Source organism: Bdellovibrio sp. HCB-110 (genome assembly GCF_047323225.1).
Lineage (GTDB): Bacteria > Bdellovibrionota > Bdellovibrionia > Bdellovibrionales > Bdellovibrionaceae > Bdellovibrio.
Genome location: NZ_CP178750.1, coordinates 2,707,561 through 2,732,404 on the forward strand (window position 1 = coordinate 2,707,561; position 24,844 = coordinate 2,732,404).

Genomic DNA, 24,844 nt, shown 5'->3' on the forward strand with positions numbered 1-24,844 from the left:
TTAGGAGGTTGTTATGTCACTCGATTCTCAACTTAAAGAACAACTTACTTCTGTATTTACTAAACTTGAAAACACCGTAGAGCTTATTTACGAAAACAGCTCTCACGAAGATCAAAAAGATTTGATCGAAATGCTTGAGGATGTGGCTAGCACTTCTCCAAAAATTGTCGTCAGCAAAAATGCGACTGGCAATTCGCCCATGCCTCAGTTTCACATTGCCTATAAAGGCAAACCCACAGGAATCATCTTTAAAGGAATTCCTGGAGGACATGAATTTACTTCTTTGATCCTTGCCATCCTCAACACGGACGGCAAAGGAAAAGCTCTTGATGAAGTGATTGCAAACCGCGTGAAACGTTTAAATAAAAACATCACGGTGCAGTCTTATATTTCGCTTACTTGCGAAAACTGTCCTGACGTTGTTCAGGCCTTGAATCAGTTTGCTTTAATTCACGGTAACTTCCGCCATGAAATTATTGATGGTGGTTACGTGCAAGACGATGTGAAGGCATTGGGTATCCAAGGGGTTCCTTCCCTCGTAACCAATGCTAAAATGTTTCACTCAGGTCGCATCCAACTTTTGGATTTGTTGGCAAAACTTGAATCCGTATTTGGTATCGACGAGTCTGTGGCTCCTGAAGAACCTGTAAATAAAAATTTAGGTCACTTTGACGTGCTTGTTGTCGGCGGAGGTCCTGCGGGTGCTTCAGCCGCGATCTACAGTGTGCGCAAAGGACTTAGCACAGCTTTGATCACTGAAAAAATCGGTGGCCAGGTTCAAGAAACCAAAGGCATTGAGAATCTTATTTCTGTCACTTACACAGAAGGTCCTCAATTGGCTGCGCAGTTAAATCAACATGTCGCAAGCTACCCTATTAAAACTTTTGAAAATCGCCGAGTGAAAAAGATCCGTACAGAAAGTGGACTTAAAGCCATTGAGCTTGAAAGTGGCGAACATATGACGGCAGACTCAATCATCGTCACAACAGGTGCTAAATGGCGCGAGCTCGGTGTTGATGGCGAGAAAGAATATCTCGGTCGCGGTGTCGCTTACTGCCCGCACTGTGATGGTCCTTTCTATAAAGGTAAAAAGATTGCTGTCATTGGCGGAGGAAACTCTGGTGTTGAAGCAGCCATTGATCTGGCCGGCATCGTGAGAGAAGTCGTACTTTTTGAATACAACGACCAATTGAAGGCCGATCAAATCTTGGTCGACAAACTCAAATCGTTGCCGAATGTTTCAATCATCACCAGTGCAAAAACAGAAAAAATCACAGGTGACGGTCAAAAAGTAACTCAGCTGGAATACACGGATCGTTCCGTGAATAAGCCAGAGAAAATTGATCTTGATGGAATTTTTGTGCAAATCGGTCTTGTTCCAAACAGCCAGTTCTTGAAGGACACGGTCAATTTGAGCAAGTACGGAGAAATCATTGTCGACGAAAAAGGACGTACATCTGTTCCTGGAATTTACGCTGCGGGAGATGTGACAACCACTCCTTATAAGCAGATCGTGATTGCCATGGGTGAAGGTGCGAAAGCGGCGTTAGCGTCTTTTGAAGATCGCATGTACAAACACTCTTAGAGCTCACAAAGCTCTATAGAGTGACCGTCAGGATCAAGGACGATGGCTTTTTTTCCATCTGGCATATCTGTCGGATCCAAAATGCACATGGCACCTGGTATTTTGACAAGCTCGCCCACGGTCTTTTCCAAATCTGTAATCTTAAAACCCAACTGTAAACTTGGAATCTGAGATCTCTGCGTATTTTGAATCGAGTACAAAGAGAACTCCACGGCATTGTGAATCGCTCTATGCACTTCACTGCCCTTATCAACTTTTGACGCTGTAAATTGAAAGCCGATAATTCGGTAAAAACCCAGCATGTCTTGTAGATGCGGGGTGTTTATTGTGATAGAAGTGATTAACAAACTCATTCGTCTATTATCTGAATCGAGGCATTATGAAACAAGAAAAAATTTATCTGAAAGACTATAAAGCCCCTGCTTTCGCTGTGGAGTCTGTAAACCTCGACTTCAACCTCAATGACGACTTTTGTCGAGTTGTCGCGAAAAGCCAAATTAAGAAAACGGCTTCAGGTGCCGCAGAACTGCATTTAAATGGTGAAGAGCTGAAATTGGTCTCTGTAAAGATCAATGGGAATGCTTTGACTGCGGAGCAATACCGCATCACAGCTGAAGAACTCATCATCCCCACTGTTCCAGATGTTTTCACACTTGAAGTGGAAACAGAACTTCAACCGCAGAACAACACCTCTTTGGAAGGCCTTTATAAATCCAACGGGATTTTCTGCACTCAGTGTGAAGCCCAAGGTTTTAGAAAAATCACTTACTTCTTTGACCGCCCCGATGTGATGACATCCTACACGGTGACAATTGAAGCAGATAAAAAGAAATATCCAGTGCTTCTTTCTAATGGTGATCGCGTTAAAATTGAAGATCTTGGCAACGGCCGCCACAAAGCTTTCTGGCGCGATCCACATAAGAAGCCTTGCTATCTTTTTGCATTAGTTGCCGGAGACTTGGGCGTTATCCGCGATACCTTCACAACGAAATCAGGTCACAAAGTAAATCTTGAAGTCTATGCAGCCCATGGCAAACAAGAGCGCTGCTGGCACGCCATGGATTCTTTGAAAAAATCCATGAAGTGGGATGAAGATACTTTCGGCCTTGAATATGATTTGAACGACTACATGATCGTGGCGATTGATGATTTCAATGCCGGAGCCATGGAAAACAAAGGTCTTAATATTTTCAACTCTCGTCTGGTCTTGGCCGATTCAAACTCCGCAACTGACGTGGACTTCCACAGCATTGAATCCGTTGTGGCCCATGAATACTTCCACAACTGGACAGGCAATCGTGTGACATTGCGCGATTGGTTCCAACTTTCTTTGAAAGAAGGTTTGACGGTTTTCCGCGATCAAGAATTCTCTGCAGATATGACAGATCGTGGGGTGCAAAGAATTGAAGACGTTGATGCTCTTCGCGCAGGTCAATTCGCGGAAGATGCGGGACCGAACGCCCACCCTGTTCGCCCTGAATCGTGCATGGCCGTGGATAACTTCTTCACGATGACGATCTATGAAAAAGGATCGGAAGTTATTCGCATGATGCAAACCATTGTGGGCCGTAAAGGTTTCCGCAAAGGAATGGATGAGTATTTCAAACGCCACGATGGTCAAGCCGTGACGACAGAGGATTTTGCCTCTGCGATCTCCGAGCCTAACGGTAAGGATTTTGCGCAGTTCAGACGTTGGTATCATCAATCCGGAACTCCGGTTGTGACTGTCTCTGAAAACTTCGACAAAGCCAAAGGTGAATACCACCTGACTTTGGAACAACACTGCCCGCCGACTCCAAACCAACCGCAAAAAGATCCGTTCCATGTTCCTTTGATGATGGGTCTTCTGGATAAATCTGGAAAAGAGTTGAACTTGAACTGCGATAAAATTCAGGTGAACTCTGACGGCAAAAATTTGATTGAGCTTAAAGACAAGAAAGAAAGTTTTGTCTTTAAAAATCTTCAAGAGCGTCCCGTCCTTTCCATTTTGCGTGAGTTCTCTGCCCCTGTGAATTTGAAATGGCAGGCCAGTGATGACGATCTTTATTTCTTGATGGAAAAAGACACAGATTCTTTCAACCGTCGTGAGATGGCGCAAAAAATCGGCATGGGTGTTTTGCACACTTTGATTGAACAAGCTCGTGCTAAGAAACCACTCAACATTGATGCTCGCTATCTGAAAGCTCTTAGCGCTATTATCCGTGACGAGAACATGGACCCTTCGTTCAAAGCGAAGATGTTGCAACTTCCAAGTCATGCGATTTTGGCTCAGGAAGAAGCTATTCTTGATGCAGAGGCCTTCCACCAAGCGCGCACGACATTGCGTTCAGCCATTGCCCGCGAAAACCGCACGCAGTTGTTGGATATCTATCGCAAGTACCACGGTGTTGAACCGAAGAGCCGCGACACGAAAGTTTTCGGCCACCGCTCTTTGAAAAACCAAGCTTTGGCATTCCTTGCTGAATTGCACGATCCTGAGATCCTCGAGATCGTGAACAAACAGTACTGGGAGGCTCAAAACATGACTGACCGTATGACAGCGATGATGATTTTGGCGGATACAGAGTCTTCTCACCGCGAGAAGGCTTTGCAAAACTTCTATGAAGACTGGAAAAACGATTCTGTTGTGATCAACAAATGGTTCACAACTCAAGCAACAACGTCTCGCAAGCAAACACTTGAAGACGTCAAAGCTTTGACGAAGCATCCGGCGTTTAACATCACGAATCCGAACAACGTGTATTCATTGCTTCGTGCTTTTGGTGCGAACATCGTGCGCTTCCATGATCCCAACACGGACGCTTACGAATTCTACGCTGATAAGATTCTTGAAGTCGATGCGAAGAACCCGCAAGTGGCCGCCCGTCTTTGCGCAGCCTTTAACTTTGTGCAAAAGTTAGATCCTGTGATGAAAGAAAAAGCCATGAAACAAATCAAACGCATGGTCGCCGTCGAGAGTCTTTCTAAAAACTCTCGCGAACTTTTGCAATCTGCCTTGACGTAACCTTCATTCCAAAATGAGACACCACCTGTTTATCACGTGGTGTCTCATTTAAATACGCTCACCCAAATTCGTCCCTCGTCAAAATTCTAAACGATCAAAGCTCGCATATTTAAGACTACAAGGTATGTGTCTTGCTCTCTCAAAGAACACTAGAGGTGTTTAATGAAGGCAACCATTTCTGCAATGTTAGTTATAGGCTTAAGCTCCCAGGCACTGGCGCAACACCACACGACCCATCACTATGGCTACGCTAGCTACACATGGGACGACAGCGCTTACATGCAACAACTCGCCGAAGAGAGCAATAAAGCTTTTGAAATATACAAACAAGCGGAAGCCAAGATCCTTGCCAATCCTCACTCAGCATTGGACCAATTAATTTCCATGGTGAACAAATCTCATCAACACAATCACAATGGCCATCACAATGAAAACAACAAAATCTACAACCTGACTATTGAGTATACAAAAGACCTGCCTCCTGGAGAAGTCAGTGAGATCCGCTTAACCCCAGGAGCTAACGGCAAAGTGAATTTAACAATCAGGGCCCACGAGTCTGCAAGAAAGAACCCTTTTGTTCTTCTTGAGTCTATGGTTAATTTGAATAATCTCCATAACCTTTCGTCATTTAACTCTACCAAAATGGCTCTCCACAAGGGCGCACATCCAAAGCACGGCTATGCCGCCTATCATGTCATCGTTGAAAACCTCGGGCACACGTTGGGAGTCCAATCTAGCAATGTGCTCTCTACATCCCATTACTCCGGCGAGCTAACGGCTATGGAGTTGATGGAATTAAAAACGAATGCCGAAGCCGGCAGTGTCTTAGCCCAAAGACGTCTTGCGGAAATCAATCAGCTGAACTTTCAATCCGTAAAACAATCTCTCAGCACATTTCACAGCATCAAGCAGCTTTCCGAGCCACAAAAGCGTGCGGCTCTTGTTGAATATGCCGCTATGAAAGGTATTCAAATCTCTTCTTCGCTACCCTATGAACAGATGATGAAGTCCTTCCAAGATCAACTGGATCTTCGTCAAAAACGTCAAATAGAAGAATTGAATGTCAAAGCTAAGAAAGTGTATTCGCAACAAGTTCAAGAATACAAAGCCGGAGCCGCCGAACGCGAGGAACTGGTGCAAAGCAAATCCTTAAGTGACATGGTCAAAGCCAATGATCGCGAAGGTGTCGCTAAAGCCATGGAAAAAATGTTTCCTTGGTCTCTCATGGAGCCGACCGAGAAATTTTTCTGGAAGGAATACGTCGAGGCCATCAGAAAACCCAATTACGAGAACGCTCCTATCCTTTTCCGTGGAATTGACCAGAATGAAAAACTTCAATCCGTGACGAACAGCCAAGGCAAAGTTGTCGGTGGAGGTCTTTTCTCTAAACGCCTCACGGCAGGTTCAGGCTCTCACCTTTTTAAATTAAAGGGTCTGCCAGACACTTTTGAGACTTTTGGAACTCATGGTGTTGATTCTAAAAAACGCATCAGTCCTTTGAATGAACCACATTCATTGACGAGAATGATGATCAACCATGCGATGAGTCCGCAAGGTTCTCCTTTTATTTCTTTGACCTATGACCTCGGTGTCGCCTCAAACTTTAGCGGGGGATCTTCAGTCAAAATTCAAGAGGGGCAAAACCCGGACACGGTTGTAGAAAAATTCTTAAATAGCAACGCTTCCGGGGGAGTTGCGACAATCCGTATGGATAAGCGTCGCCTTCTTACCAACAGCGTTTCGATGTTTCAAGGCGAACTTGAAATCTTGGCATCCATGCTGATCTTCCCTGATGAAGTCCTTCATCTTGAAAAGGGAACATCCTACTCTATCGTGAAGGCTTCAGGTGAACGCAGTTATCATCGCACGGACCTCAATGAATACTACCAAAGAGCCCGCAGCGCTGTTTATGAAAAAACCGGTGTTACGATGCCCGAAAGTTTTGAAACTCTGAAAAAGCAAGGTAACAAAGCCTTCTTCGACGGTTTAACAGAAATGGAAGTTCGCTTCTCGAAAGTAAACCCTAGCCAAGCAAGAATGTGCTCGAAGGTGTTCCAATAAGATGAATTTAAAAGCGCTTTTGTTTGTCATTATTTTCCTTGTGAGCTCTTGGTCCTTTGCGACCCAGGAGCTTGCAGGCTTTTTAAGTCAGCAAAAGCTTGTGCGCGTGTACGTGGATTCCGCTCCCGGTTTTGGCCATCAATCCGCCGGAATCTCTGTCATGCGTCGTTTGCGAGAACTGGGATTCGATGGAGAGTTTCAGGTCGTCTATCAACAAAGTGTCGCGGAGAAAATCAAAAAGATCTACCCTTCCTTTCCTGAAGGCATCGAAGGACAACTGAAATATCTTTCTGTGGAAAGCTATGAAAAAGCTCTTCAAGAAAATAAGATATCGAAAGTAAATTTGGCCATCTCGGGAGCTGACGATGGTTTCGGCTCTAAATTTCGCGAGATCTCCATGGCGGAAACTTATCTGCGTCTGCAACCTTTGGGTTGGGGACAATCCGCTGTTTACGGAGCGGAATCACGCCTTTTAGAAAGTCTCGCCTCTTTGCCGCTTGCAAATGTGAAGTCTCCAGATCTTGCGGCTTTTAAAGACTTTGTTCACAACGACGCAACCATGTCTCCGGCGAAAAAGGAATTCGTGTTGAAGTTTGCTGAAGCTTCCGGCCAACACTTCACCTTTCCTATTTACGGCGTGGGCACGCAAACATTTGCCCCTCAGCGCATGTACTTTTATGGGAAAGCGGTCAAATCTGCCGCAGCAAAAATTCAAAGTGACAAAGCTGTGATTGCTCCCGTGATATCCCCATTTAACGTTCAAGAGGTCGATACGCTCATGAAGGTTTTCGGGAAGGCCGCAGGCTTTGAGTCCTCTATTGCCTCGGAACTTAAACATCAAAAACAAATGCACATTCTAACCCCCGAACAATTTAATGAGTTAAAAACTTTAAAACCGGGTCATGTGTATTTCGTGCTCGTCGGCACAACACCACAAACCGTCTTCAATTTTTTCTATGAGCGCGCCACCCTTCCTGTGTGGGTCGCGGGAAAAAATGCCATGAGTTTTGCCGTCTCTAAAGGAAAGCCCTACTTCAACACCGTCGATGATTATTTCTTGCCGGAAAAACAAAACCTCTCTGCCGCTTCCGTAAAAACGTTGGAGAAAGCGCAGATGGGCTTCAGCAAAGGCTATAATGAGTTTTCAAATCAAAGTTCCATCACAGCGGTAAGCCGTTTTATCCAAGAATCCGCAAGCCCCGGAACGGAGCTGGAAGCTTTCTTTAAGGAACTTGGCGAAAAGATGTCGGCCAACGACAAGGTTTCGCAAGGTTTACGCGAAGCGATGACACGAGGCCCGGCACCGCTTTGCTCACAGATTTTTAATTAAACAGATTATTTTGTACGGCAGTGCTGCAAGAACTCTTCACGAGTTTCTTGGCGAGATTTAAAGTGCCCGCGCAAGTCCGCCGTGGAAGTCGTACTCCCCGTGTCTTCAATACCTCTCATCACTACACAATAGTGTTTGGCATTGATATGAACGGCCACATGCTCAGTACCCAAGATGTATTGCAAGCAGTCCGTGATTTGTTTTGTCAGACGCTCTTGCACTTGTGGGCGGCGAGAGAAGTACTGCACCACACGATTGATCTTAGAAAGACCAATGACTTTTTTGTTCGGGATGTAAGCCACTGTAGCAAAGCCATCAATGGGTAAAAAGTGATGCTCGCAGAACGACAAGCAGCTAATACTTTGAACCACAATCATTTGATCATAGTTCATTTTGTTTTCAATAACCGTCATCTTAGGGAATTTTTTTGCATCAAGGCCGCTGAACACTTCATTCACGTACATTTTTGCCACGCGATGTGGAGTTTCTTTAAGGCTGTCATCCTCAAGATCTAGTCCCAACGTCTCCATGATCTCAGTGAATTTTTTCGTGATCTTTTCGATCTTTTCTTCGTTCGTCAGACCATTGTGAATCATCGGAGTGGGACGCACATTTTCAAGGATCTTACGCACTCCAACGGGGATTTCGTGGGCGTGTTCCGCTTCCGCGACTATAGGTTTTTTTATTGCTTTTTTCTTCGTTGATTTAGCCATGATTCTACCTTGGGTGAAAAGCCCTTTTATGCCTTAAAATCAGGCGCGGCGGAAGGATATTTGTCGTCTTTGGTTAAACTTTCTGTAGATTTTGCGTATTCAGCCACTGGCGGATCAAATCCTTATCGGAAGACGAAGTCCCCTCGAAATGAACGCGAATATGATCGGCTTTGACATCTACGACGCGGGCCTTGCAGCTGATGTCATTAATCTCTGACAACTGCAAAGCGACAACATCGCCCACCTTAAACTTTGCAGAATCCGGCACCGTAATACGGGCTCCTGTGTAGGACAAATCAATTGTTTGAGTTTCAACTCCACCTAAAACCACTGAGGAAGTGATCGCAAAGCGGTCGCCCGTTGGAGCAAACCAGTTTTGACGACGATCGAGGTAAGGATAACGGAAGAAATATGATACGGTACCCACGATAAATAGCACCAAAAGACAGTCCATCAACTTGGCCGTACTGACAACAGGGTCCACCATATCCATTTCACGCACCAAGCTTACGCCGGTGGTGATCACAAACGCGCCACAAAGAACAATGCCCAGAACCCAAGAGGATTTGTGGCGAACCAAAAGACTCGCCCCTGCTCCAAAAATCAAAATCCAACTGAGAATACCGAAAACCTGAGTTCCCGTTCTTTGAAGCATCATCATATCCAATAACGGAGTCATGATGAGCACTGCAGCAGCCATTTGCACGGCACGAGGACGCTCTAGGGTGGTTGTTTTTGTTTCCATGGAACACTTATCGGTTAACAATGCAGGAGGGTGTAGATTTTTATTGATTCTCACCTCTCGTCCAATAGAATTTGTTTCATTGTGAGACATTTTAAATTTCAATATGCACTTTTCATCTTAGTTTCTTTCATCCTTGCAAGCCAGGCTCAGGCCTACCCTGACTTTATCGGCTATAGCTACTCCTCTTGCATCACCTGCCATTACAACGGTCACGGTGGCGGCGCCTTGAACGATTACGGTCGCGCCCTTTATGCAACAGAAATCACAGCCCGCGATCCTTTCTTCCCTAAGAAAATGGAAGAGGAAGAAATCGCGGCAAAATCGGGATTCTTGGGATCTAAACCTCTTCCTTGGTGGATTCGTCCGGGAATTAAATATCGTGGTTTGTGGTTGCAGATGGACCCCGGCTCCAAGGCCTCCATGGAGCGCTTTATCAACATGCAGAACGATGTTAATTTGACGTTCTTTGGTGATAAAAAACAGAAATACACATTGGTCACGACGATTTCTTACACGGGCATTGAACCTTACTATGGCAAAACCAACACATGGTTTGCCAAAGAATATTACTTGCGCTGGAAACAAAGTAACAACTTCTGGTTGTACGTGGGTCAGCTCGATAAAGTTTTCGGAATTCGCAACGTCGATCATACGGCTGTAAATCGTAAAGCCATCACGTTAGGTCAATTTGACCAATCCCAAGGGGTCGTTGCCCACTTCACCTATCCTGATTGGGATGTGGCCGTGAATGCTTTTGTTGGCAATGCAGCTCAAGAAGATCCCGAAAAACAAAAAGGGTTTTCTATCGCGGGCGAATATCAGGTCTTCGAAAAATTTAAAGTCGGTGGTTCCGTTTTAAGTTCAGAGAGCGATATCGCAAAATGGAATCTTCTTGCTTTCACAACGCGTATGGGACTTTCTAAAGGTTCTGCGATCATGGCCGAGGCGGGCTTTAAAGAAAAAACCGACAAATTGGCCAACACCGATGCGCAACTGGGAACTTATGCTCTGGTTGAAACGATGGTGAATCTGACTCGCGGATACAACCTTCTTTCGGTCATTGAACATAGCAAATCAGATATCAGCAAGTCGTCATCGGAAAACATGAAATGGAGCTTGGGAGCTTTGATGTTCCCACTGCCACGTCTTGAACTCCGCGCCATGGCGACAAATGCAAAAACTTATACGGACTCTTCGGGTGCTCAAGATGCTTGGGCTCTGCAAGGTCAAATTCACGTGTCTTACTAGGAGAGGCTTATGAGAAAAATATTTCTTTTTCTTTTCGTCAGTTCACTATTAGCCCACTCCTCTTTTGCGCAAGAAGCGACTTCTGAAGAGGAAGATCCCGCTGCGAGTTCTGAAACAGCAGCTCCGACAGAAGCTGCGACACCAACCACCGAAGCGGCACCAGCGGAAGCAACCGAAACTCCGGCTGCGCCTGCAAAAACGGCGGCACGGGCCGCTCGTCCGAAGTCTTTGCAATCTTGGGGCGTCAGTCTTTCTGCACTTCAGTGGAACGAAAATTTGAAGTTGCAACAAGGTATTAACACCGACAAAGACGTTGCCAACTACAACGGCCTGATTGTGACTTTACAAAAAGAAATCACTTATTATCGCTGGGGTTGGAGTGCGGGAGCTTTCATCGGCTCCGGTCGCGCTAACGGTGGCGGTAATAGTTCTGTGATTACTTATGAAAAAAGCAAAGTGGCTTTCACGGTGTTTGGCGTTTCTCCTCGCGTGTTTTACCGTTTGTCGGGCAGAATCAATGCCGGCGTCACGGGTATGGCCTTTATGAAGAATATCGATTGGCCTAAAGATGCCACGAACCAGACAATTGATTCCGGTCGCAACTTGAATGTGATGGGAATGGCAGATTTAAATGTTCGTCTGTTTCAAAAGTGGGAATTTTACTCTGGGATTGGCCCCCTCTCTGAGGGAGCCACTCTTTGGAAAATCGGTATGAACTACCGCTTCTAGAAAACTACTTAACGGGGACGGCCACGTGAAGCGTGATTTCGTCCTCAACACCAACGCCCATGTAATTGATGTCTTTAATATCGAAATCACTCAAAGTCAGTTTAAAGTCCGCCTTTAGAACTTTGCCTTCTACTCTATAAGTTCCTTCAATTTCTTTTTCTACGCCTCTGATTTTGATTTTACCTTTACCCTTGCCACCTTTTCCTGTCGCTGAAACAAGAACAGCTTCTGGGTGAGTTTTTGTATCTAGATATTTTTGAGTGTGCTTGTCTCGAAGCTCTACGCCTGTTTTCAAGCTCTTTAAGTTCACAACAATATTCTCAGCCGTTACTTCATCGCCCTTCACTGTCGCAGAACCTTTGACGTCGCCGGTCTTCGCTTTAAAATCCCCCATCGGATTGAGTACCACGTCGACCACTACACTTTGTGCCATCGCGCCGTATGAAAGCCCCATTGTTAGAAACAAAGCTGCAAAAAACTTCATTGTAGATCCCCCTAATTTTTTGGTGATTATTTATTCTCTCTTAAATTTTACGGAATGCTATTAATCCAATCAGCAATGGCTTGCACCTCTGCCGCGCTGATACTGCCACCTGATGGCATATCTTTCGAGCCTGGTCCTGACGAACCTTGCAAACGATAGTAAAGTTTCGAACCTTCAGGATTTGCTTTAATGACCCATGCATTGCCCACAGCTTTAGATTCTGTGAGGTTGACTAAATTCGGACTATTGCCGCCCGATTTATGACAGTTAATACATTTAGCATCAATGATCGCTTTCGCAGTTACAAACTTCGGATTGACGTCATCACCGCCGCCACCGTCACCGGTGTCGTTGAGTAGCGCGGGGTCATAAATCACATTTGCAATCATGTTGTTGTTCGCTACATAGCGAGCCATGACGTTCAATTCTGAATTCGTCAATTTTCCTTTTTTGCTAACGCTGTCACCGCCGAATACGACGTATTCGTAGACTTGTCCTGCGGCTGGAGCGGAAGTTTTATCTTTCTGAGTGTATGAATAATCAAATGGAGTTCCTGTTTTTACCAAGGTTCCTGATTGCACGACACCATTTACAAGCAAAGAAATCTCTGAGGCCTTCGCACCGAAAGCTGCGGCAACAACCATTTTGTCGCCACTCGATGGAAGAGCCACTTCAAGGTACTCAGAATAACTCGTGCCCACACTATTAAAACGCATCGCGCGAATTTTTCCACCAGTTACCGAGATCGAAGATTCTTCCGAACCGGCACCCGCTCTCACCGTGATTAAATTTCCTGTTGCTGTCGTATCCGCTGCTATGATCATCGAAACTTGATCAGCAAGCATCGCCTTATTTACAAAATTGGGTTGGCCCGGTTTAGACCACATAGAAAGTTCTTCAGCTTCAAGAAGAACCGGGAGAGTTTTTGCATCAAGAGCTTCGCGGGATTCAAAGATACCTTGATCGTAAAGAACTTGGTCTTGCAAAGCAAAGTCACTGCAGTTTTGGAAACCCAAAACTAACACCACAGCCGCACTACCTGCGATCAACCCTCGCTTAACCCCAGCTCTCATTCTGTTTCCCCCAAGAACCTTTATCGCTATTGTTTCGGGCTCCTGCCCTCCACCCCTACGGGGCTGTCGCGATAAAATCCCTTCGTGAGATTTTATTGTAACTGCCACCCCGGTGATTCGCAAACTTGAAGTGCCAAAGCCCGCCATCTTTCCAGAGGCGTCTCATTTTTTACCGCCAATGCTCGGTCAAATTCCAGGAGCGAACTTATCACAAGATCCGAAGCTTCATCGCCACGATAGAAAAGACCATAGACCTGTTTCGCTGCTTGCGCATTCGGAGCAGCAGGAGCGTTCGATATTTTTGAGAGGATCGCACTGACACCTTCATCCATACCTAAAACGTTTTCGCAGAACTGCACACGAAATGATTCACGAACCGTATTATCATCCATATGCGTGGAAAGGTTTGAGTTTGAAATATCTCCGCCGCAGTCTCTGCCCGAATAAGAACTATAAGGGTTGCAACCTAGACCATACTGCGGCCCGCGATTGACAATCCACTGATTGATCAAAGCCTCCAAGTTTGGAACTGGACGAGCCGGATTCGTGAAAACCTCACGCATCAACGAGGCAACATATTCGCGATTCCCCACTTGGATTTTTTGTGTAGGCAAAACAACGTCTTTTTGTCCCGGATGGTTTTGGTCCGTTCCACCTTCAGAGCCCATCGACAAATTCATTGATGACATATCTAAGGCTTGGAACTCTCCCATTTGACCACAGTTCTGATACATCTGTGTGAGCACCAGACCCGTAAGAACAAGAGTGAAGATTTTATTTTTTTGCGACTTAAGCATCTTCATCTTATTACCCCACAATCTTCGCCGTTTTTAAAACGCGAAGTTGACTGCCATTGAGTTCAACCAAAGGGGCCGCTAAATTTTCATAAGGATTCTTAGGAACACGCAACAAAGCCGCAACCGTCGACGCTGCCATTGTCGGAGTCGGACGACCTTTTTGATTGTAATCTTCAATCGCGGCACCGATACCTTGAGTTCCCGTATAACCACCACCGTGACCGGCTTTGGCAATATTGCCGACAACAAAAGGACCGTTTTGAATAGCGCCAGAGTAAACACTGGTAACCATCTGATTGAAACCATGGTCACTGCCCGAACCATTCGCGCGTGCACTGCGATTGAATTCAGAAATAACTTGAACGACAGTTTCAGACCAAAGATCTACGCCGTTCACCTTTGCTTTTTTCAACTGATCGATCAATTCAAGAAGACCTGCCGCCAACGCTCGGTAATATGCCGTTGTGATCAGAAGTCCTGGGATCGCTCCCGTTTCATGCATATCTTTGATAGCCGTGTGAGCCATTTGCACACCGTTCGCAGCATCTTTCAAAAGAACATTGGCAGGATCACCCATTTGTAAATTCAAAGAAGTCACAAGGCCTTCTTTAAGAACATACTCTGCGAGCGCTAAGCCTTCACTCAAAGCACCTGGTGCCACCATATTTTGAATAGACGCACGCAAATCAAAATCACTGCTGAGAAGCAAGCGACGATTTCCGTCGGCGACGTGGACACCCCAATAACTTCCTCCATCAGAAATCATCGGGACGTCACTGATACCCAAAAGTCCTGACTGGCGCATGCTGTTTTCAATCACAGTTTTATAACGAGCCACTGCAGGCCCCCAATATCCGTCGATATTGCCAGTACCCTTTTTCATCAACTCAGAAGCATTGGAAAGATTTTTTGCCAAAACCGTGGAGCCTGCAAAATCCGATTGCGCATAAGCACGCATGCGCGCCTGTGCCAAATCATACGCCTCGCGATTGCGGTCCTTCAAAGAGCGGCCTTTCACACGGCCGCCTTGAGGTCCACCGAAACCTTCAAGCAAAGAATAAAGAGGACTGCCCGTCACTTTATTCAGGGCTTTTCCTCTTAAAGAGGCATAATTTCCGTAAGCACCACGTTCTGGCCACTCAACGGCTTCAAATGTTTTAGAAGAATAGTCGGCTGCAAGTCCTAAGACGGAAGAGACACCACCAACAGGAGCTTGTTGAACTGTGGCGTTAAACGGATGTCCGTCAAAGCCTGTTCCAAATCCGCGAATCACCAGCATATGTTTTAAAAGATCTGTCAGAGGTCTTTGTCCTCCCGCACTGTTAAAAACAGAGTGAGAAAACATATGCGGAACCAAAACTCCATTATAATTGAAAGTGGCATTTTCAACTCCGACCACACGACCGCCGGAGCTTACAAACTTCGTTGCCACCATAGGATTAAAATCCAACATAGTGTCAGAAGGGTTCGTGCGCATCCACGCATCAAAAGCGTAGCGCATTGGACCACCGGCAATAAGAATATTGATGTAGTTGCGAGAGCCCGCCGTCCCGTTCGCCTCAGCTTGCGCTTGATGAATGAAGCCTGAGCTGAGAACATTCAGCAATCTTTCCAACGGAGTTGGAACAAGGGCCGCAGCACCGACAACGGCACCACTTGCGATAAAACCCCTTCTTGTAAAATTACTTCCATCCCCCATGACAACGCCCCCGGTTATTGTTCGCGATAATTCACGCTGCGGTAATATTTTGAAGCCATGATGTCTTTGATGATCTCGCGAACAGATTGTCTTTTTTGAAGCTCTTCCCCAAGAGATTCAACAAACTTTCTGTCTTCAATGGCTTCCTGAGATAACTTACGATTAATATCTGCATTGGCTGGATTTGTGCGATCATAAAGAGCCACTTGAATTCCCGTTAAGAATTCGAAGTATCTTTTTGCCGCACAATAATAATAGTCCTTTGTTTGGGTCATCGCCAAACCCAGACCCGAGATATCATTCACCTGTTTATCAATAAGGTCTCCAGTCATAGATCTGAAGAACAGGCGACCTGATGGATTTTGACGATGGAAATTTGCAACTGGTTCTGAAGGCCAACCGCCCACAGAAGCAATCTCATTGCGGTAGCTTGTCACATGCAAAGCCGTTTTGGCTTTAACACGGGACCCTTCGCTTAAAGCCGCATAATCTGAATTGGCAATCACAAGATTGCGAGCTGTATAGGCCATAGGATCCAAAGTCGCATGGCACATCACGCAGCTTGCCGAATTTCTGAATGGTGCTGAAGAGTTTCCGACAACATATTGTTTGATATCAGACTCGCGCAAAGCCGGAAGTTCCGCACAAAGAAATGAATTCATATTCGTTTGTGACCAGCGGCGTGGAACTTTTGTTGTCCCGTTAGACTCCAGGCCACGACCGTGACCATAGTTCAACATAAAGTAGATCGGTGTACCTAGCACACCACCACCGAAAGTTTTGAACAAATCAAAACTGTAGTTCAAACCCGGTTGATCATTTCCGCGCTTGTCGTCTCCAAGCGGGTGCAAAGACACGTTAGGAATATTAGCACTTTCACCTTTAATACGAATACCGACCAGCTCACCGACTTCAATTTTTGGAAGATTCACAAACATCGAATTTGTCGTATCCGAGTTCCCGTTAAAGCCGTCTGTATAGGCACGGAAGTTAAAAAGGTTTTCATCAAAGCCCGGATTATTTCCGTAAATCAAACGACCTGGGAACGTCACATTCCACCCGATCATATTTTTCACGGCTTGATTTTCTTCACGTTGCGCATGAACGCCTGTCGGCAGCGTAAGGACTTCGGAGTATCTGGCATTGCGACCAAACATCGCGCGAGTCAAAGCCAGACCTGGCTCCGTGGCATCATAAAGATCAATTGTTCCGCGAGACATCTCTTCATTGTATTCTTGAATCTGTTCGACGGAATTCGCCGAAAACCAACTGCGATGAAAATTATAAAAGTTATTGAGAATAGCGCGTGCTTCAGAATCGTTGCGATTGACCAAAGGTCCTGAAGGGTCGAGTTCTGCTTTATCAATCAAAGCGTTGCAGGCATCTAGAGCCCGCACCTTCCCCGCGCGAATTTGCGCCATTGTTCCATGTCCAAGTGGAACAGGCTTACCGGTTAAATGAGAATAGCAACGATTGAACAGTCCAACCTCGGTCAATGACTGGCCAAAGGCAGACGACGTCGCCAAAAGTACTAACAAAAAAGTACCAATACGTTGTGACACGGCCATTCCCCCATTGAATATTCCGCTCCCATTATCTTATCGGTGGACCGCTTGAAGCGCACCACCCCCTTCTCACATTGAGACACATATTTTCAAAAAAAGTGTTGCGAAATGCTCTGTACACCACGGAACACTGGTAATCTTTGATGGACTCCTTAGAGTCTTAGCTCTTTAGTTTCATTTTGATTCTGTCGATAATAGACATTATGAAAATCTTGATCACAGCTTTGCTATTAACATCTTTGGTTTCACCGGCTTATGCCATCAAAACCCTCGTCGTCAAAAGTGACCGCGCTCTTCTGGATTTAGAAGGCGAAGACCTTAAAGTTGGCGACCGCTTGGGAGCCCGCAGTGAGGATGGAAAGCCTCGCGCCCTTCTTGAAATCAAACAAATCAAAGACGGAAAAGCCGTCGCTGCGATTTTAAAAGGTCGTATGCAAAAAGAATTTAGCGTCGCAAAAATTTCGTCGGGAGGTTCTGCAAAGTCTTCCACGACAACAGCGAAATCTTTAGGTAAATCAAAATCAGCTTGGGGTCTGACGGCGGGTTACGCCATGAACTCCATGACAGTAAAACCCAGTGGAGCTTCTTCTATCTCATTAAGTGGCAGCAGCTTTAATCTTTCTGGATTTTATCAAATGCAACTGGATGGAAACATCAGTGCCCGCATTTTCGGAAGTTATGAAACGTTGCAAGCATCAGGTTCTTCTGCTGCAGCCTCGTGTTCGGGAAGCTCTGACTGTAAAGTGGAAATCAGCTACCTGGGTCTTGAAGCTCTGGTGCGCTACTCTTTCGTCAGAACACAAACGATGGAAGTATGGGCTGGTGCGGGTCTTGGATTTCTTTTTGCTATCGGCAAAAGCAGTAACGTCTTAGATACAAGCAAGGTCAGTACGAATCAAACAATCGTAGGCTCCTTGGGGCTTGATTATCACTTGAATCGCAATAATTTTATTCCGGTTCAATTGGACTACGCTCTTTTTCCTGACAACAATACATCTTCCGCAAATCAAATCATTCTTCGCGCGGGATATGGATTTAATTTTTAATAGAAGGTCACGCTCGAATGAAGAATCTCTTGAGTGTCGCCATTGCTATGACAGCATTGGTGACTTCATTTAAACTTGCCGTCTCCACGGACAAAGTTGAAGGCAGTCACACTCAAGCCTCTACGGATTTTTCTGCAAAACGAGCCTACGCACCTTTAAGAATGCCGCCATTTCCTAAATCAGGACTGAACCAGTTTAACTCCACAGCAGAAGTAGCGAACTATCTTGAAAGTTTTCATGAACGAACGGCCTTTAACTGGAACCCAGGATACCCCGTCTATATTCCCGCTTTCGATAGTCAAAATAAACCTTACTTAAGAAAACACGAACGCAGCCAAACAACACCCTTGCAAAGTGGATTTAAAAAATATGAATTAGGGTTCTGGCGCGATCTTCCACTGGATCTGAGTGCTTTACAAAAAAACTTTCCCCACATGTCTTTAGAGAAATTGGCCAACTTCAACAGACAAGACATTCTGTGGGACCCAAAGATGGCGGTCTTCGACAAAAAGGACATCTTATACACTGTCGTCAGAATCAAATCTGAAAATCCAACACTCAAACACTATGTGGTGATGTATTCCAAGGACCACGGCATTTCTTGGAAAAGCCAAATCCTTTTATCCGATGCAAATTTACCAGAGTGGTATGACCTAGAGCGCCCCTATTCTCCGAACCCACTCCCCGATGCTCCTGCATTTTTATATTATCAAAAACAAGGTAAAGCCCCCGGCTATGAAACTGGTTTTGAAGACTGGCAAGGCACTGTGGGACGTTTGACGTTGCAAACAACATCCTTCAATGAAAAAGGCGAACTGGTTGTCAACGCACCGATAGAGATCAGCAAAACAGCACAGCCTATCGGCTACCGCAGCGGCAGCGCTGTCAAAATTTTGAGATCCGGCGACAAATATTTTATAACGTGGCTCGAAGCAAGCTTCGATCGCCCAACAAACACAGTTCCGGATAAAAACGGAAATCCGTACTCAGGAATCTGGGTCGCAGAATATAATATCAAAACCAAGTTATTAAAAAAATCAGAAGTCCTAAAAAGTTGGCCCAGCAACGACAGCCACAATCAACCAGGCATCGTAAGAACCAGCCAAGGCATCCTGCACATTGTAGGCGGAGCCCACGGCGCTCATTTCACACACACATCTTCAGTGAACTCAGACTCCATCAACGAATGGACAGCCCCGCAATTCACGAACACGACAAACAGCGGCTACTCCGCAAAATTCAACATCCCCGGAATTCCCGGTGGAAGCCAAACCTATGTTTCATTAATCATCGACAGTAAAGATCAATTGCATCTTGCCTATAGACTGTGGGCCTCCGACAAATCCATCCACAACGCCGAATACTTCGGAGCATTGGCCTACCAAAAAGCAGAATTAGACCCAACAACAAAAGAGACAAAATGGACACAACCCCAAATCCTAGTCTATCCCAACGCCCCCGAATACACCCACTACTACCAAGTAATGACCATAGACAGAAAAGATAATCTCTATTTGGAATACGCCCAAATGAGACCCTACGCCCCCTACCATTTCAAAACCCAAACCGAAGAAAAAATAAACACGTCCCCCATGCTAAACTCCGCCCTATTAAAATCCAAAGACAACGGAAACTCCTGGCACCTAGTCAACGACGAAGACTTCGCAAACTAAAACGGCGAAGCCCAGAATTAAAGCGCAAAGACAAATCACCCTTGGGTCATCCCACGCACAAAGTTTTTCTATTTAAATTGAGACAATGAATTCACGAAAATTTGAAGACTGGAATTTTAGATAATCCAGTCCGAAGAGAGGCCTTCAGCGGGGCCTGGATGGCCCGAACCGGCGAAGCCGGCGCTGATTGAGCCCGGATGGCGTGCCGACCGAAGCGACTGGATTATCTAAAATTCCAGTCTTCAAATCTCCGGTCGAAGCCATTCCCACAACAACTACTGAATAGAAAGCAATTCCCGAGCCGTAGAAGAAATCCAAGGCAAGTGCGAGTCGACTCTTGTGAAGATCGACATGATGAAACAATCCGGAGTCAAAGGAATAGGAAGAGAGTCCCCACGACTAGCGACACCAAGAAGGTGCAAACGTCCGTTCACTTCAAGGTAAGCAGGACCACCAGAATCTCCGCTGCAAATACCTTTACGAAGAGATTGATCGATCATGATTTCCGTTGAACCGTACAAAGATTGTTTTACTTCGAGATCTGTTGTGCGCAAAACACCCGCGCCTCTTTTAACACCCCAAGACCAGTTCAAACCAAAACCGGCAACGATGATGCTAGTACCTTCAGAGACATTCGAAAAATCTCTCAAAAGTGGAGCTGGTGCATATCCTGCTGGAGCGGCTCCTTCGAAGCGAACAAGGGCAATGTCGTAAGTGTCTTCCGTGCGTTTTGGATTGTAGTCTCCATGCTGAAGAGCTTTAATCGTCTTACGAAGAAGTTGTGGATTCTTTTTCGCATCGCTAAAATCTTGTCCAAAGAACACAACCAATTCGTCAGAGTCTGGATCAATACAATGAGCCGCTGTAAGAACCAATTGCGGAGCAATCAAAGTTCCAGAGCACAAAGCTTTGGCTTTAGAATCGTAAAGACCCACAGTGGAACGTGCAATCGTAGAACCGGCGGAAACTTTATCACCACCAATAACACCCGTGCTGTCAGTAAGTTGAACTTGAGAAGATTGTTGAGCACCACAGGCTGCGAGCATCGCCGTTGCAACCATCAATGCAGAGATTTTCTTAAACATCGAAGACTCCTTCATTTGTAAAGAGGCTTCCTTTTATCAAAGATCGAAGAACGAGGGGAATTTTTACGACGGCTTGAAAAGTTTTTCCCCGGAAGGACATGGAAACCCTTTAAAGCGGCCCTTTTGGGTCCCTGTCTCAAACTTAGACAGCTAATATTTACCTCATCTGCAATACGATAGCTATGGACCCCTCTTTATGTGGACCCGAGCTTGCAACGTTCCGGAGCGGACAATAGCCCCCAAAAAGATGAGGTTCATAAAAATGGTACGTCGGTTTCATACATCTAAATTGTTGATGCCCCTGTTACTGTCCTTACAAGGTCTGACAGCGCACGCTGCTCCTGATAGCGGTCCGCAGATCGTGAATAAGCATTTATTGAATAATGCCGTTCGCGTTCAAGTCACGTCCCGCGGGATGAAATACTTTGATACTCGTCTTACCGAGATCTTAGGAAACTTAGGTATTAAGTTGGATGAGGGCTACTTCCCTGCGATGAAGTACACTCTTGATAAAGACATCAACCCTGATGACTATATCAATTCCAATCCTGAAGCCGTGAAAATGTACAAACAAGTTCGCGAAATGCTGACTCAATGGTTGGTTGGTTTTTCCATGAACAATCACCGCCCGACTATTGAGATCGGTGAATCTGGTTATGTCGCGCAATTCTCTCGCTTTGGTCTTGTGACGGATGAAGCTCTTATGAGAGCTATTGGCAAACAAGAAGGCGCTATTTTAGCTATTGAACTTGAAGTGAAAAGCTTGTCCGTTTCTACAAGTTCCGTTGTCGCATGGGATTTAAACAATGAATTCTTAGGTAAAGCCGGTTTTGAAAACGTGACGATCAATGCGGGTGACAAGGCAACTCCTCTTAAAATCCGTCTGCCTTTCTATTTGCGCATGAACGCATATGGCGGCCTTGATTTCGAAGCCCTCGATCTTGAAAACAACTTCCACGAAGTGCCACTGGCTCTTTCTTATCAAAAGCTCATCATCCCTACTTTCGCGGTAGAGATTAATGGCAAGAAGTTCTATTTGAACAACAAGGAAGTCGACAAACTTTTCAATGCTCAAGCGCCGATGATCTTGGAACAAATTCGTAAGAACTTGGGCGAATTCGCGAGCAAACAACTTCCTGCGATGCTCAATGAAAAAGCCAAAGAATTTCTCGGTGGATCTTTGGAACAGGTTCAAGACATGGCTCCTCCGGGCAAAGAGGAAGGCGATCGCAGACCTGATCTGAAATGGGGTCTGAAGCTTCAGAACATCAATCTTAAAAAATCTTTGAACATCGACTTAACTGCGTATGTTGAAGATCCCGTGAATGGCCAAAGTGCTCCTGTGAAGTCCCATGGTTCACGCGGCGTACCGTCATTAAATTTGGTCCCACAGGAAAATTTTGATATCGGCTTGAGTTTGGATCGTGCTTTGATCAATCGCATTTTGCAATTGAGTTTTGAACGCAGAAACTTCGAACAGATTCGTCAGTCTGACGGTTCCGTTTTGAAACTGACAGCACCTCCTCTTATTGACTATGTAAAAACTCCAGCGGGTGTCGCTTTAAAACCGACAGAGACCTTCGTTAAAATGCGCGTATCCGTCGAAAACAAGCCAGGCTCTATGTTCTTAAAAGACACCGTCATTATCGACTTCGATATTATTGCAAAACTTCGCCAATTGAGCGATAAGAGCGGCATGCAGCTTGCGCTGTATACTATCGACACCGACAGCATGTACTTGGACGATAAGTACATCTCGTTTGCGGGCCGCCTGTTTAAGGGAAAAGTTCGTGAAGGTGTGAAAGATGAATTGCGCAAGAAGAGCGCAGGATGGAAAACAAAAGACGAGGTCATTCCTGGAAGTCTTCCTCTTCCTCCTGAGATTTTGGGAATCAAGTTAGATATTAATCGCGTCTCTATGGATCCAAACGGACATCTGGTGATGTACTTGGATTACGCGAAAACAGGAGCGAAGTAATCATGAGATCTCTTAAACTTATCATCATCAATGCCCTCACACTGATCATTGGCTTGGGTCTTATGAGCGGTTCGGTTTCACAAAGAAACGCTGAGGCCGCTCGCTTTGAGACTATTCCTAGCTTGCAAGTCAATCGCTTGGGAAATCTTCGCGGTCAGTACCTGACAGTTCTTTACGCTGTCGGTTCTCGCCCGTTCATTTCTACGGATTCTTCACAAATTTCTATCTCTCAAGTGAAAGAGTCTCGCACGGTTTACATTTCTGACGACGCGATGACTTTGCCTTCTGTGCAAGTTGAAAAAGAAGGTTTCCGTCCTTCTTACAACATCATCGTTTTCGTGGTGTCTCCTCAGCCGAACTACAGCTGGGTGAATGCAGATGGAAGCGTTCCACAAGGCATGAGCCTTACAAACAATCACATGAGTTCTTTGATCAATGCGATCAACAAAACAGATGTTGATGGTTTTATCTCAGCTCAAGGTGAAACAGCGACTCTTCAAGTAAATCTTGTAAAGTAATTTAGATCACGATTTCGGAGGCGGCCTTCACGCCGCTCTCCAAAGCTCCCTGCAAAGTCCCAGCAAATCTTAAGCTGGTATGCTCTCCGGCAAATAAGAATTTACCTTCATACTCAGATTCCCCTGCAGCTCCCTTATAACGCATGTACTGACCTGGTTTGAAAACAGCCATCGAACCCAAAGACCATTTTCGTTGCTGCCAATTGATAGATTGCGAAGAATCACCTTCAAGAGCTGGGACATCACTGTAGAACAGTCCCAAATCTTTGAAGGCTTCTTGAGGAGCTCCTGCCCCAGCCTTCGCTCCCGACTCTCCGGCACGTTGGAAGGTCAAAAGACCTTGAGTTCCCGATTGAGCGCGTCCCGAGTCCCAGATTTTTTGCGAAACAAAATCCCCAGTGAAATTTCCGAGATTGGCGACAGTCGCGCCTTGGCGATTGCGCCAGAACGGATTTGCAAAGGTCATCACGCCTTTGCTGTGAGTCGCATAACTTTGATTTTGAATGGCTTCCATTTTCAAAGAAGAAAACTGCATTTCACTAACGCCTTTGACTTCGCGCAGTTTTGAAAACGGCAAAGTACAAATCACGTTGCGTGTTTTAATCGTTTCTTTTCCATCTTTAGTATCAAACGTCAGTTCAAAAACACCTCGGCGCTCCGCCACTTCGATAAGAGGACAGTTCATGCGCACGATTTGATCAGGAATCACACCTGCCACTCGCGAGGCCAGAGTCTGTGTCAACTCAGAAAGCCCCCCCTCTAAACGATACGTCGAGCGGCCTGTTAACAGCGAACTGCCTTCCGCATCAATGGTCGCTAAGAAGTGCAAAGAAGACTGATCTTTAGCATCGACTCCGAAACGATTGACAGCCTGGGCTTCGATGATTTGCAGAACGAGAGGATCGACTTCTGTTTTCCAGGATTCCAACAAATCTTTTAAAGACAATGTGTCGTAGTAAGCCGACCTTTCATACTGCAAAGAGTTCCGATAACTCAGAATGACATCTTGATCACGGTAAAGATCACTGCGAATCCGACGGAAAGGCATTTGCAATGTCTTTAAGCGCGGAGCAATGTCCTTCACGCGATAGATTTTTCCCGCAAAAGAAAAAAGATGGGCTTCTAAGTCTGTCGGAGTTTTGAGTTCACTCACTGGCAAATTCAATTCCTTGGCAAGAAGGAAGACTTGGGAGTGAGTCATGTCAAAAAACTCAGCCCCAAGTTCTGCGACGGGTCCTCCCTCAGGGAAAACAGTGACTGATTGCACGCGACCACCAACTCGTGAGGAGGCCTCAAATATACGAAAAGGGATTTTTCTTTTTTTAAGTTCAAAGGCCGCTGCGAGCCCTGCCGCTCCCGCTCCTAGAATGACGACTTCATTTTTAAGGTCTCTTTTATCGCCCATAAAAAAGCGATCCATAGTTGTGCAACTGCTAAGTGCCATAGCAGATGTGCTTAACGCGGAAACCTTTAAAAACTCGCGACGAGTAAAAGAACTTTTTGCCATCAAT

The 24,844-nt window shown here is 45.6% G+C and carries 20 protein-coding genes; 10 read left to right on the forward strand and 10 right to left on the reverse strand.

Features of this window, described 5'->3' with window-relative positions; genetic code table 11:
• Nucleotides 1–13: 13 nt before the first annotated feature.
• Entirely contained in the window at nt 14–1,585 is a 1,572-nt protein-coding gene (gene ahpF / locus ACL934_RS12900; RefSeq protein ID WP_374073987.1) for an alkyl hydroperoxide reductase subunit F, read from the forward strand.
• Here ahpF and ACL934_RS12905 read toward each other — a convergent pair.
• Nucleotides 1,582–1,938 carry a VOC family protein gene (locus ACL934_RS12905; protein WP_374073989.1) on the reverse strand — a complete coding sequence of 119 codons (357 nt, stop codon included), beginning with the start codon at nt 1,936–1,938 and terminating at the stop codon, nt 1,582–1,584. The genes ahpF and ACL934_RS12905 overlap by 4 nt on opposite strands.
• A gap of 26 nt (nt 1,939–1,964) precedes the next feature.
• Between ACL934_RS12905 and pepN the strand changes: the two genes are divergently transcribed.
• The 3 genes from pepN to ACL934_RS12920 all read left to right on the forward strand — a co-directional run bounded on the left by pepN (nt 1,965) and on the right by ACL934_RS12920 (nt 7,980).
• On the forward strand, nt 1,965–4,589 hold the full coding sequence (gene pepN / locus ACL934_RS12910) for an aminopeptidase N (RefSeq protein WP_374073991.1): 2,625 nt from the start codon (nt 1,965–1,967) through the stop codon (nt 4,587–4,589).
• 162 nt (nt 4,590–4,751) lie between these two features.
• Nucleotides 4,752–6,650, forward strand: coding sequence for a hypothetical protein (locus tag ACL934_RS12915; protein ID WP_374073993.1), 1,899 nt, complete (start codon nt 4,752–4,754; stop codon nt 6,648–6,650).
• 1 nt (nt 6,651) lies between these two features.
• Entirely contained in the window at nt 6,652–7,980 is a 1,329-nt protein-coding gene (locus ACL934_RS12920; protein WP_374073995.1) for a hypothetical protein, read from the forward strand.
• Between the two features lie 5 nt (nt 7,981–7,985).
• Here ACL934_RS12920 and folE read toward each other — a convergent pair whose 3' ends face one another.
• Together folE and ACL934_RS12930 are read right to left on the reverse strand one after the other, a co-directional pair.
• Complete coding sequence (folE, locus tag ACL934_RS12925; protein WP_374073997.1) at nt 7,986–8,693, reverse strand: GTP cyclohydrolase I FolE; 708 nt, start codon at nt 8,691–8,693, stop codon at nt 7,986–7,988.
• A gap of 73 nt (nt 8,694–8,766) precedes the next feature.
• On the reverse strand, nt 8,767–9,438 hold the full coding sequence (locus ACL934_RS12930; protein ID WP_374073999.1) for a PilZ domain-containing protein: 672 nt from the start codon (nt 9,436–9,438) through the stop codon (nt 8,767–8,769).
• Between the two features lie 81 nt (nt 9,439–9,519).
• Between ACL934_RS12930 and ACL934_RS12935 the strand changes: the two genes are divergently transcribed.
• Both ACL934_RS12935 and ACL934_RS12940 read left to right on the forward strand, forming a co-directional pair.
• Nucleotides 9,520–10,686 carry a hypothetical protein gene (locus ACL934_RS12935; RefSeq protein WP_374074001.1) on the forward strand — a complete coding sequence of 389 codons (1,167 nt, stop codon included), beginning with the start codon at nt 9,520–9,522 and terminating at the stop codon, nt 10,684–10,686.
• Between the two features lie 9 nt (nt 10,687–10,695).
• Nucleotides 10,696–11,415: an acid shock protein gene (locus ACL934_RS12940; RefSeq protein ID WP_374074003.1), complete on the forward strand. Its 720-nt coding sequence runs from the start codon at nt 10,696–10,698 to the stop codon at nt 11,413–11,415.
• Nucleotides 11,416–11,419: 4 nt separating this feature from the next.
• Here the strand turns inward: ACL934_RS12940 and ACL934_RS12945 are convergent, their stop codons facing one another.
• From ACL934_RS12945 to ACL934_RS12965, 5 genes are all read right to left on the reverse strand, one after another.
• Nucleotides 11,420–11,899, reverse strand: a complete 480-nt coding sequence (locus ACL934_RS12945) for a YceI family protein (RefSeq protein WP_374074005.1) — start codon at nt 11,897–11,899, stop codon at nt 11,420–11,422.
• 47 nt (nt 11,900–11,946) lie between these two features.
• The gene (locus tag ACL934_RS12950; RefSeq protein ID WP_374074007.1) at nt 11,947–12,972 is read right to left on the reverse strand and encodes a c-type cytochrome; all 1,026 of its coding nucleotides are present in this window, start codon (nt 12,970–12,972) and stop codon (nt 11,947–11,949) included.
• A 92-nt stretch (nt 12,973–13,064) separates the two neighbouring features.
• Nucleotides 13,065–13,775 carry a hypothetical protein gene (locus ACL934_RS12955; protein ID WP_374074008.1) on the reverse strand — a complete coding sequence of 237 codons (711 nt, stop codon included), beginning with the start codon at nt 13,773–13,775 and terminating at the stop codon, nt 13,065–13,067.
• A gap of 4 nt (nt 13,776–13,779) precedes the next feature.
• The gene (locus tag ACL934_RS12960; RefSeq protein ID WP_374074010.1) at nt 13,780–15,468 is read right to left on the reverse strand and encodes a hypothetical protein; all 1,689 of its coding nucleotides are present in this window, start codon (nt 15,466–15,468) and stop codon (nt 13,780–13,782) included.
• A gap of 14 nt (nt 15,469–15,482) precedes the next feature.
• Complete coding sequence (locus tag ACL934_RS12965) at nt 15,483–17,030, reverse strand: hypothetical protein (protein ID WP_374074012.1); 1,548 nt, start codon at nt 17,028–17,030, stop codon at nt 15,483–15,485.
• Nucleotides 17,031–17,236: 206 nt separating this feature from the next.
• Here ACL934_RS12965 and ACL934_RS12970 point away from each other — a divergent pair, with 206 nt between their 5' ends.
• Both ACL934_RS12970 and ACL934_RS12975 read left to right on the forward strand, forming a co-directional pair.
• Nucleotides 17,237–18,079, forward strand: a complete 843-nt coding sequence (locus tag ACL934_RS12970; protein ID WP_374074014.1) for a hypothetical protein — start codon at nt 17,237–17,239, stop codon at nt 18,077–18,079.
• Nucleotides 18,080–18,096: 17 nt separating this feature from the next.
• Complete coding sequence (locus ACL934_RS12975) at nt 18,097–19,752, forward strand: BNR-4 repeat-containing protein (RefSeq protein WP_374074016.1); 1,656 nt, start codon at nt 18,097–18,099, stop codon at nt 19,750–19,752.
• Nucleotides 19,753–20,027: 275 nt separating this feature from the next.
• Here the strand turns inward: ACL934_RS12975 and ACL934_RS12980 are convergent, their stop codons facing one another.
• Entirely contained in the window at nt 20,028–20,837 is an 810-nt protein-coding gene (locus ACL934_RS12980; RefSeq protein WP_374074018.1) for a S1 family peptidase, read from the reverse strand.
• A 262-nt stretch (nt 20,838–21,099) separates the two neighbouring features.
• Between ACL934_RS12980 and ACL934_RS12985 the strand changes: the two genes are divergently transcribed.
• Together ACL934_RS12985 and ACL934_RS12990 are read left to right on the forward strand one after the other, a co-directional pair.
• Complete coding sequence (locus tag ACL934_RS12985) at nt 21,100–22,815, forward strand: hypothetical protein (protein ID WP_413612367.1); 1,716 nt, start codon at nt 21,100–21,102, stop codon at nt 22,813–22,815.
• Between the two features lie 2 nt (nt 22,816–22,817).
• Nucleotides 22,818–23,333, forward strand: coding sequence for a hypothetical protein (locus ACL934_RS12990; protein WP_413612368.1), 516 nt, complete (start codon nt 22,818–22,820; stop codon nt 23,331–23,333).
• 1 nt (nt 23,334) lies between these two features.
• On the opposite strand, the gene ACL934_RS12995 is transcribed toward ACL934_RS12990, so the two are convergent.
• Entirely contained in the window at nt 23,335–24,840 is a 1,506-nt protein-coding gene (locus ACL934_RS12995; RefSeq protein WP_413612369.1) for a flavin monoamine oxidase family protein, read from the reverse strand.
• Nucleotides 24,841–24,844: the final 4 nt, after the last annotated feature.

Excerpts from the sequence above, each read along its gene's own strand:
- ahpF (WP_374073987.1), top strand. The coding sequence starts at position 14 with ATGTCACTCGATTCTCAACTTAAAGAACAACTTACTTCTGTATTTACT.
- ACL934_RS12905 (WP_374073989.1), bottom strand. The coding sequence starts at position 1,938 with ATGAGTTTGTTAATCACTTCTATCACAATAAACACCCCGCATCTACAA.
- pepN (WP_374073991.1), top strand. The coding sequence starts at position 1,965 with ATGAAACAAGAAAAAATTTATCTGAAAGACTATAAAGCCCCTGCTTTC.
- ACL934_RS12915 (WP_374073993.1), top strand. The coding sequence starts at position 4,752 with ATGAAGGCAACCATTTCTGCAATGTTAGTTATAGGCTTAAGCTCCCAG.
- ACL934_RS12920 (WP_374073995.1), top strand. The coding sequence starts at position 6,652 with ATGAATTTAAAAGCGCTTTTGTTTGTCATTATTTTCCTTGTGAGCTCT.
- folE (WP_374073997.1), bottom strand. The coding sequence starts at position 8,693 with ATGGCTAAATCAACGAAGAAAAAAGCAATAAAAAAACCTATAGTCGCG.
- ACL934_RS12930 (WP_374073999.1), bottom strand. The coding sequence starts at position 9,438 with ATGGAAACAAAAACAACCACCCTAGAGCGTCCTCGTGCCGTGCAAATG.
- ACL934_RS12940 (WP_374074003.1), top strand. The coding sequence starts at position 10,696 with ATGAGAAAAATATTTCTTTTTCTTTTCGTCAGTTCACTATTAGCCCAC.
- ACL934_RS12945 (WP_374074005.1), bottom strand. The coding sequence starts at position 11,899 with ATGAAGTTTTTTGCAGCTTTGTTTCTAACAATGGGGCTTTCATACGGC.
- ACL934_RS12950 (WP_374074007.1), bottom strand. The coding sequence starts at position 12,972 with ATGAGAGCTGGGGTTAAGCGAGGGTTGATCGCAGGTAGTGCGGCTGTG.
- ACL934_RS12955 (WP_374074008.1), bottom strand. The coding sequence starts at position 13,775 with ATGAAGATGCTTAAGTCGCAAAAAAATAAAATCTTCACTCTTGTTCTT.
- ACL934_RS12960 (WP_374074010.1), bottom strand. The coding sequence starts at position 15,468 with ATGGGGGATGGAAGTAATTTTACAAGAAGGGGTTTTATCGCAAGTGGT.
- ACL934_RS12970 (WP_374074014.1), top strand. The coding sequence starts at position 17,237 with ATGAAAATCTTGATCACAGCTTTGCTATTAACATCTTTGGTTTCACCG.
- ACL934_RS12975 (WP_374074016.1), top strand. The coding sequence starts at position 18,097 with ATGAAGAATCTCTTGAGTGTCGCCATTGCTATGACAGCATTGGTGACT.
- ACL934_RS12980 (WP_374074018.1), bottom strand. The coding sequence starts at position 20,837 with ATGTTTAAGAAAATCTCTGCATTGATGGTTGCAACGGCGATGCTCGCA.
- ACL934_RS12985 (WP_413612367.1), top strand. The coding sequence starts at position 21,100 with ATGGTACGTCGGTTTCATACATCTAAATTGTTGATGCCCCTGTTACTG.
- ACL934_RS12990 (WP_413612368.1), top strand. The coding sequence starts at position 22,818 with ATGAGATCTCTTAAACTTATCATCATCAATGCCCTCACACTGATCATT.
- ACL934_RS12995 (WP_413612369.1), bottom strand. The coding sequence starts at position 24,840 with ATGGCAAAAAGTTCTTTTACTCGTCGCGAGTTTTTAAAGGTTTCCGCG.